This is a genomic window from Flavobacterium hibisci (assembly GCF_020026925.1).
GTDB lineage: Bacteria > Bacteroidota > Bacteroidia > Flavobacteriales > Flavobacteriaceae > Flavobacterium > Flavobacterium hibisci.
Window position 1 is genome coordinate 1 of the sequence record NZ_JAIQDW010000040.1, and the last position, 8,162, is coordinate 8,162.

Annotated in this window: 7 protein-coding genes, 2 tRNA genes and 1 pseudogene; 5 read left to right on the forward strand and 5 right to left on the reverse strand. The window is 36.6% G+C overall.

Annotation, left to right across the window (positions count from 1 at the left end; genetic code table 11):
* Nucleotides 1–116, forward strand: a pseudogene (locus tag K8B81_RS20660) (IS1595 family transposase); the annotation flags it as partial.
* Between the two features lie 31 nt (nucleotides 117–147).
* On the opposite strand, the gene K8B81_RS20665 reads toward K8B81_RS20660, so the two are convergent.
* The 5 genes from K8B81_RS20665 to K8B81_RS20685 all read right to left on the reverse strand — a co-directional run bounded on the left by K8B81_RS20665 (nucleotide 148) and on the right by K8B81_RS20685 (nucleotide 5,766).
* Complete coding sequence (locus K8B81_RS20665) at nucleotides 148–1,059, reverse strand: N-acetylmuramoyl-L-alanine amidase (RefSeq protein WP_223683427.1); 912 nt, start codon at nucleotides 1,057–1,059, stop codon at nucleotides 148–150.
* Between the two features lie 34 nt (nucleotides 1,060–1,093).
* Nucleotides 1,094–1,630, reverse strand: a complete 537-nt coding sequence (locus K8B81_RS20670) for a hypothetical protein (protein WP_223683428.1) — start codon at nucleotides 1,628–1,630, stop codon at nucleotides 1,094–1,096.
* Between the two features lie 33 nt (nucleotides 1,631–1,663).
* Nucleotides 1,664–2,977 (reverse strand): 30S ribosomal protein S12 methylthiotransferase RimO, encoded by a 1,314-nt coding sequence (gene rimO / locus K8B81_RS20675; protein ID WP_223683429.1) that lies wholly within the window; start codon nucleotides 2,975–2,977, stop codon nucleotides 1,664–1,666.
* A gap of 216 nt (nucleotides 2,978–3,193) precedes the next feature.
* Nucleotides 3,194–4,708 (reverse strand): OmpP1/FadL family transporter, encoded by a 1,515-nt coding sequence (locus tag K8B81_RS20680; RefSeq protein ID WP_223683430.1) that lies wholly within the window; start codon nucleotides 4,706–4,708, stop codon nucleotides 3,194–3,196.
* A 47-nt stretch (nucleotides 4,709–4,755) separates the two neighbouring features.
* A complete protein-coding gene (locus K8B81_RS20685) occupies nucleotides 4,756–5,766 on the reverse strand; it encodes a hypothetical protein (protein WP_223683431.1) in 1,011 nt (336 codons plus the stop codon).
* 101 nt (nucleotides 5,767–5,867) lie between these two features.
* On the opposite strand from K8B81_RS20685, the gene proS reads away from it, so the two are divergent.
* The 4 genes from proS to rpsT all read left to right on the forward strand — a co-directional run bounded on the left by proS (nucleotide 5,868) and on the right by rpsT (nucleotide 8,013).
* A complete protein-coding gene (gene proS, locus K8B81_RS20690) occupies nucleotides 5,868–7,346 on the forward strand; it encodes a proline--tRNA ligase (protein ID WP_223683432.1) in 1,479 nt (492 codons plus the stop codon).
* A 78-nt stretch (nucleotides 7,347–7,424) separates the two neighbouring features.
* Nucleotides 7,425–7,496 (forward strand) — tRNA-Glu (locus tag K8B81_RS20695).
* A 38-nt stretch (nucleotides 7,497–7,534) separates the two neighbouring features.
* Nucleotides 7,535–7,606: transfer RNA gene (locus K8B81_RS20700), tRNA-Glu, on the forward strand.
* Nucleotides 7,607–7,761: 155 nt separating this feature from the next.
* Nucleotides 7,762–8,013 (forward strand): 30S ribosomal protein S20, encoded by a 252-nt coding sequence (rpsT, locus tag K8B81_RS20705; protein WP_041517133.1) that lies wholly within the window; start codon nucleotides 7,762–7,764, stop codon nucleotides 8,011–8,013.
* Nucleotides 8,014–8,162: the final 149 nt, after the last annotated feature.

The following is an 8,162-nucleotide window of genomic DNA, read 5'->3' on the forward strand; positions in this document are numbered from 1 at the left end:
GTTTTAGAATAAACCGTTCTCAATTTAAAACAAGTATTTTTCATAAATCGATAGAAAGAATGGTAAATACCAAACCCATATATCAAAAAGAAATAAAACAGATAGTAAGTGTATAACTCAATATTTTGTTTTTAAATGTATTATCGTCTATTGAACCTGTTTTTTATAAATCGAATAAATAGTATCTATTGTTTTTCGGTCTAAAACAGAAGAAGTATCAGTTTGTATATAATGCAGTTTAAAAGCCTGAATCGCTGCTGAAAGATTTTTGGTATTATACCCAATAATTCGCAATGCAGGTTCAATTTTAAAGTCAAAAGGTGCTTCTTCCAGAACTTCATCAGGCCAAATTCCAAAACCTTTTTCTGCTAGAGTTTTCCATGGGAATAAAGCACTTGGATCTTGTTTTCTGCCTGGAGCTATGTCAGCGTGGCCTAATATGTTTTGTGTTGGAATATTGTAATCTTTTTTCAGTTTTGTCAAAAGTGCTACCAAGCTGCTGATTTGAGCTTCTGTAAAAGGTTTGAAGCCATTGTTGTCAAGTTCAATACCTATTGAAGAGGAATTTAAATCGGTATTCTTCCCCCAGCTTGACGCGCCGGCATGCCATGCTCTCAAATAATCATTTAACATCTGAATCACTTTTCCGTTTTCAGAAATGATATAATGTGCGCTGACCTGCGTTTTTGTTTTTGTAAACGTACTAACGGTTTGCTGTAACGAGTCCTGAGCAGTATGATGAATAATGATGAAACTTGGTTTTCTTAAATTGAAATTGACAGTTCCTATCCATTCAGTTGTAATACCATTTAGTAAAGAAGTAGATCCTGTTTTTGAAAGAGTGTCCTTTACAATTCCTAATTGTGATGCATAAGTAGTGTCTATGACTAAAGGCGGAACAACAGATGGTATTGGCTGGACTTCTTTACTCGTAATTTGATTTTCTAAAGTTTTAAGCTGCTGATCGTAAACTTTTTCAGTAGTCTTATATGGGTTTTTTGTCCCGCAGGAAGTAATAATAATGGCTGAAATTAGATAAAAAAAATGTTTCTTTAACATGCTTTAATTACATTTTAAGGTTGAGTCAGGATTGTTATTCGGCAGGCTTTATTGCTTCAGTTTCTTCTTTGACTTCTTTTGACTCTTTATCTTTTTTCTTTTTAGATTTTGTTTTTTTTATTTCTTTAAAATTAGCCATAAAAGTTGTGTACTTTTCAATTTGTCCTGGGTTTAGGAAAGCGGTAATTTTTTTAGTTGTAACTTCTCTTAGTGCGTTTATCTGTTCAATTTTCTGATCCTGGCTGCTGCTTTCGTTTTTCAAAAGAACACCTTGTTCTCTCATGCTGTCTGCCAGAACATTTGTAATGGCAATAACCTGTAGCTCATCAAGATTTACTTCGGGTTTCATCTGCTCCACAATTTTCGCAGCTGTTTCTTCTACAGGAACTTCTTTTGGTTTGCTCGGGCTGCTTTGGGGACCCTGCATCATGCTTCTGTCCATGCCCATTCCGCCGCCTCTGCCGTAACCGTTTCCATAGCCATTATTGTAGCCATTTCCATATTGCGCTGAAACAGAATGATAGCTTAATAAAGCGAAAACTAAAATAAAAATGGAGTGAATAGGTTTCATAAACTTTAAAATTGATGATTGTTTAGCGTAAATTTAAGCAGGTTCTCCGTATAAATCAAATTCTGTTGCTTCTATTATCCTTATATTAACAAATTCGCCAGTTTTTACATAATGTTTTGAGGCGTCTATTAAGACTTCATTGTCAACGTCGGGACTGTCAAATTCTGTTCTTCCTACAAAATGAGCACCTTCTTTTCTGTCAATAATACATTTGTAAACCTGACCTATTTTGTCCTGATTCAGATCCCATGAAATCTGCGATTGTAATTCCATAATCTCATTAGCTCTGGCTTGTTTTACATCGGCGGGAACGTCATCTTCCAATAAATAAGCGTGAGTGTTTTCTTCATGAGAATAAGCAAAACAGCCCATTCTGTCAAATTTCATTTCCTGAACAAAATCTTTCAGTATTTCAAAATCTTCCTGGGTTTCTCCCGGGTAACCAACAATCAAAGTAGTTCTTATGGCCATTCCCGGAACTGCAGCACGGAAATCTTTCAGTAACTGAGTAGTTTTTGCCTGAGTTGTCCCACGGCGCATCGATTTTAGAATGTTATCCGAAATATGCTGCAACGGAATATCAATGTAATTGCAAATTTTAGGCTCGCGTTTCATTAATTCCAATACATCCATCGGGAAACCAGTAGGATAGGCATAGTGCAAACGAATCCATTCGATGCCTTCTACAGCTGCCAGTGCTTCTAATAATTCTGCAAGATTTCTCTTTTTATAAAGATCAAGGCCATAATAAGTCAGGTCCTGAGCGATTAAAATCAATTCTTTTACGCCGTTTTTGGCTAATCCCTGTGCTTCTTTTACTAATTTTTCGATTGGCTGAGAAACATGCGAACCTCTCATTAACGGAATAGCGCAGAAACTGCAGGGCCTGTCACAGCCTTCAGCGATTTTTAAGTATGCGTAATTTTTTGGAGTAGTCGTTAAGCGCTCTCCCAATAATTCATGTTTATAATCTGCACCCAGCGCTTTCAAAAGCTGAGGCAGTTCTGTGGTTCCAAAATATTGATCCACATTTGGGATTTCTTTTTCCAAATCAGGTCTATAACGTTCAGATAAACATCCTGTTACGAAAACCTTGTCAACTAAACCTTTGTCTTTTTTATCAGCGTATTCCAAAATCATGTTTACCGATTCTGCTTTCGCATTGTCAATAAAACCACAAGTGTTGATTACGATAATGTTTCCTTCTTCTTTTGCAGTCGCTTCGTGAGTAACTTCTTTTCCGTTTGCACGAAGCTGTCCCATAAGCACTTCGCTGTCATATACATTTTTCGAACACCCAAGAGTGATTACGTTAATTTTGTTCTTTTTTAAAGACTTGGTTCTCATACTTTTATAAATTGGAGTGCAAAATTACACTTTTTTATTCAAACACCGCTTGTTTAGGCTTCATTTAGGTGTTTTTTATGAAGCTATTCCTGCTGTCCGCTGTATCTTTTCCCTGCTAAAGAAGCAGGAAAAAGGATGTCGCTGCCATCAGGGCTAAAAAAAAATCCGCCGGGTCAGACCAGACGGAAATTTTCAATCCTCTATTTTGATTTTTAATTACAATTCAAATAATAAAGTCAGGGAAACATTGTTGAGTTTAGAATTAATTTTTGCAGGGTCAGTTAATCCGGTTGCAAAAAATCCCTGATTAGATTCTCTTTCAGTATAAGAATAGGCAAGATCAATTTTTGTACCTCCAAAGTTATACCCTAAACCGCCGGAATAGCTATTTAGATCTCCAATTGTTTTACCGTCTTTATAAGGGCTTCCTTCAAAACGATATCCACCCCGCAGGCTTAATCTCTTGATTTTGTACTCGCCCCCAATCCTTAATTCACCGCTTGTTGTCAGTTGGTTGTTTATGTCGTTGTTAAGCTCTCTAAATCCGGAATCACTCGTCGGTTTGAATTTAGTATTTCCGTAGTCTTTAATAGAATAATCAACGCTAATTAAACCGGTTTTTCCAAATATGTAAGCTCCGCTAAAAGTAAATTTTCCCGGAGTCTGTAGGGTATAAGGTTTGTAAACGTTGGTAATATTAGGATTTACAGCATAATCAAAAACCTCATTTGCGCTATTTTCTGTTGTGGTAAATAAACTTTGGGTAATTTCATCATATAACTCATACCATGTATTCGATTCGTATGTTACACCAAGTCGAAAAGAATCTGTGATTTTTCCAATTGCTCCCAGTTGAAATGAAAAGCCATTGCCATATGTGTAGATTTCGTTATTAAAACGCAAATTTGAAATTGTTTCTCCGGCTTGCAATGGGTTTGCGTTGTCCTCGTAAAAAGTTCTTGTGCTTCTGTAATCCGTAACATGGACATTTAAATTAGCTCCCAAATAAAGTCTGTCATTGTAGGATGTTGCTATATTAAAACTTAATTTACTGTTGTATCCGACAGTATGAACTTCATTTTCCTGATAATATTTACCTTGTGCAGGGTCACTTCCCGAAGGAACATTTGTTAGATATTGTGTGTTATTGGCAGTATTAGAAGCCGGTATGATAACTTTTCCTCTAAGTCCGAAATAAGCCTGTTGCTGACTGTAGGATTGATCTCTATAATCCAGGTTTGTATTTCTTAGTTCTATTCCGTTGGCATATGCTAAGAAATAATCATCTATAGAATTGTTTGTGTTGGTTCCTACTGAAACTGTTTTGTTGCTGAAATTGTTTGTGTTTTCATAATTCGCTCCAATAGTTATTTTTTTCCAGTTGTTGTTTGGATTCATGGTGTTAAATACAAAAACAACTCCGGCCTGATTTAAAACCGATGAATTGTCTTTTGCAGACATTACATCGTTAAAATAATTGGAATTATTTTTAATGTTCTGATTGCTAAAAGTCAGTCCAGCCTGATTGTTGTTAAATATTGCAGATCCGGCAGGGTTAACCGATAAAGATGAAAGATCTCCTCCAAGTGCTCCAAAGGCGCCGCTCATCGCTCTGAAACGGGCAGTTCCATTTATATTATCCTGTGCGTATCGTACACCATCCGAAATTTCCTGAGAATAGGAGACGCTGGCAGTTAATCCTGTTATAATTAGGATGAATATTTTTTTCATTTTTGTTGAATTTGATTTGTAACTAAATACGCTGAAGAATGAAATTGTTACCTTCTTCCGCCACCGCCACCACCATACGATCTGCCGCCGCCGCCGCCAGAGGATCTCATGCTTCCGCCACCGCCGCTACTGTTGTATGAACGTGAAGGAGAAGAACTTGGTGTTGAATAACTTCTTGACGAGTTGTTGCTGTTGTTGTAATTGTAAGTTCTGTTTGAATTAGTAGTACTTGATCTTCTGCTTGAATCGTAACTGCTATTGTTTTGATTAGAACTTCTTCTGTCTGAAAATGTAGGGCTTGATGTTCTGTTTACTGATGATCCTCTTCTGTAATCTGAAAAGCTATTTTGTCTGTTTGTATTGTAACTTCTGTTTGTAGTATAGTTTCTGTTGCTGTTATAGCTTCTGCTTGTGTTGTAACTTCTATTTGTGCTGTAGCTTCTGTTTGACGTATAATTTCTTCCGCCATAGTAAGCGGCAGATCCTCTTCTTCCGTAATTGTAAGAATAGTTATTATATCTGTATCCATAACCATAAGCAGGTCCCCAATAGCCGGAATATCCCCATCCTGGTCCCCAATAGGCAGGATATCCCCATCCGTATCCAGGATAACCCCATCCGTATCCGGAATAACCCCAATAACCTCCGTATCCCCATCCGTAATATGGATATCCAAAGCCATAACCAAATCCCATAGACCACGTTGGGCTGGAATAAATGTTGACTGAGACTTCGGAGTTGCTGCTTCCCCATGAAGGGTAAGATGATACTGAGGCAACTTGTGTGCTGTCATTTTCTGCGTAATTACCATAGCTGTCTACGTCAGTAAATATTTCGGTAGGCATTCCGTCGTTTTGAAGTGATTTAAAATAATCCTGATATTGATTATTGGCAGGAGTAGTATTTGACTGAGTGTAATTACGGCTATTGCTATAAACTCCATCATTATCATTATACGAACTGTTTTGGTAAGAACCACACGATGCTAATAAAAAACTCAACAATCCAATTAGATAGAAATGAGCTGAGTTTTGTCGGAGTGAAGTATAAGTTTTCATATCTGTGGTGTTTTTTATTGTTGCACATTACAAAAATAGTTAGTTTTGCGAAACTATTTAGTTAAAAAAAATAAAACAAAATTTGTGCCAAAATATTCAATATGAGCAAGAACCTCACTACAAGAGCAGAAGATTATTCGAAATGGTATAACGAACTGGTTGTTAAGGCAGATTTAGCCGAAAATTCAGGTGTAAGAGGCTGTATGGTTATTAAGCCTTACGGGTATGCTATTTGGGAAAAAATGCAGGCTGAATTAGACAGAATGTTTAAAGAAACCGGACATCAAAATGCATATTTCCCTTTATTCGTGCCAAAGAGCATGTTTGAAGCTGAAGAAAAAAACGCCGAAGGATTTGCAAAAGAGTGTGCGATTGTAACGCATTACAGATTAAAAAACGATCCTGATAAACCTGGAAAGCTAATGGTTGATCCGAATGCAAAGTTAGAAGAAGAGCTTATTGTTCGTCCAACAAGTGAGGCAATTATCTGGTCAACATACAAAGGGTGGGTGCAATCCTATAGAGATTTGCCTTTGTTGATTAATCAATGGGCGAATGTAGTACGTTGGGAAATGCGTACGCGTTTATTTTTAAGGACGGCTGAATTTTTATGGCAGGAAGGACATACTGCACATGCTACAAAGGCAGAAGCGCTGGAGGAATCAGAAAAAATGATGAATGTGTATGCGGATTTTGTAGAGAATTTTATGGCGATTCCGGTTGTAAAAGGAGTGAAAACCGAAACTGAACGTTTTGCAGGAGCAGATGAAACATATTGTATAGAGGCTTTAATGCAGGACGGAAAAGCATTACAGGCGGGAACATCTCACTTTTTAGGTCAGAATTTTGCAAAAGCTTTTGATGTTAAGTTTGCGAATGCAGAAGGAAAACAGGAACATGTTTGGGGTACCTCATGGGGAGTTTCAACCCGTTTAATGGGAGCTCTGGTAATGACTCACTCTGATGATCAGGGACTGGTTTTGCCTCCAAATTTAGCACCTATACAGGTTGTAATTGTGCCAATTTATAAAACAGATAAACAATTGACTGAAATAACAGCAGCAGTTAATGATTTAACAACTAAGCTTAGGAAGCTGAGAATTTCAGTTAAGTATGATGACAGAACGACCCAAAAACCGGGATTCAAGTTTGCTGAATGGGAATTAAAAGGAGTTCCTGTTCGAATTGCAGTAGGTCCAAAAGATTTAGAAAACGGAACTTTTGAGGTGGCAAGACGTGATACTTTGACAAAAGAGACAGTTTCTGGTGAAGGAATTGTAAATTATATAAATGAATTATTAGAGCAAATCCAGTCGGATTTATTTAATAAAGCATTAGACTATCGAAATAACCATATTACGGAAGTAAATAGTTTTGAGGAATTTAAACAGGTTTTAGATGGTAAAGGCGGATTTGTTTCGGCTCATTGGGACGGTACAGCTGCAACCGAAGAGAAAATAAAAGACCTGACAAAAGCAACGATTCGATGCATCCCTTTAAGTCATGCAGAAGAGGTGGGAAGCTGCGTGTTTACTGGGAATCCTTCTGCAAAAAGAGTGTTGTTTGCTAAGGCATATTAAAAAAAAATATTTTTTTTTACATCAGGTGTTGTACATCTTAAAAATAGTTGTATTTTTGCATCCGCATTAGAGAAACACGGTCCGTTCGTCTATCGGTTAGGACGCCAGGTTTTCATCCTGGTAAGGGGGGTTCGATTCCCCCACGGACTACTTTTTTTCTTGCAGATTAAGTGTTTACTTGATATAATGGTCCGTTCGTCTATCGGTTAGGACGCCAGGTTTTCATCCTGGTAAGGGGGGTTCGATTCCCCCACGGACTACTAAAATTAGTTGTGAATAAGTTTTGTAAAATAGAAATTGGTGTCTCGGTTTTTGTTTTATTAGTTAAAACCAAAGTGATTGTTTTGCAATTGTGGGAGGTTTTTCTTTTTTAACTAGTATCTATAATAAATTATTACATCTAAAATTAAGAAAAATGGCAAATCATAAGTCAGCATTAAAAAGAATCAGAAGCAACGAAAAAAGAAGAGTTCTTAACAGATATCAGCATAAAACTACTCGTAACGCTATTAAAGCATTAAGATTAGCTACTGATAAATCTGATGCAGCTTCTAAATTATCAACTGTAATCTCTATGATTGATAAATTAGCTAAAAAGAACATCATCCACGATAACAAAGCTTCTAACCTGAAGTCTAAATTAACGAAACATGTTGCTAAATTGTAATTAATTACAATTATTAAAATATAAAAGAGGCTGTCTCAAAAGGACAGCTTCTTTTCGTTTATAAAAAATTAAGATAGCTATAAAAAATTAATTCGGTTTTCGGAATTCGGCTTTAAAGATGATTTTCCTTTTTTTGACTGATTTTTAGG